This is a genomic window from Paenibacillus contaminans (genome assembly GCF_003285015.1).
GTDB classification, from domain to species: Bacteria; Bacillota; Bacilli; order Paenibacillales; family NBRC-103111; genus Paenibacillus_V; species Paenibacillus_V contaminans.
Genome location: NZ_QMFB01000088.1, coordinates 1 through 498, shown reverse-complemented (window position 1 = coordinate 498; position 498 = coordinate 1). Strand labels below are relative to the sequence as shown.

The following is a 498-nucleotide window of genomic DNA, read 5'->3' as shown; positions in this document are numbered from 1 at the left end:
TCTCGATTCTCGGCCATCCGGTCGATATGGACCCGGTCATGGCGTTCGCCAAGAAGCATAATATCCGCGTCATTGAAGATGTCGCGCAGTCTTGCGGCATTCAATATAAAGGACAGTATGCCGGTACGGTCGGCGATATCGGCGTGTACAGCTTCCAGATGAATAAAATATTAACGGCCGGCGAAGGCGGAGCGGTCGTCACGCGCGATCCGCAGTTATTCTCGCGGGCGGCACGTTACCACGATCAAGGAATTTTCCGCGACAAAGCGCGTTACGGCATCGATTCCCCGGAAGAAACCGACGCGTTCGTCGGGCAAAACTACCGGATGAGCGAGCTGGCCGGCGCGGTGCTTGTCGAGCAGTGGCGGAAGCTGGACGGTATGGTCGCGGCGATGCGGAAGCATGCGAGCGCCGTCAAAAAGGCGGTTGCAGAGAAACTGCCGTCGATCCAATTCCGCGGCGTCGTTGACGAAGCGGGAGACATCGGGTCGCATGTGA

The 498-nt window shown here is 58.2% G+C and carries 1 protein-coding gene; it reads left to right on the top strand.

Going from position 1 to position 498, the window contains the following annotated elements:
- On the top strand, window positions 1-498 hold a 498-nt coding region (locus DQG23_RS41655), incomplete at both ends, for a DegT/DnrJ/EryC1/StrS family aminotransferase (RefSeq protein WP_192894708.1).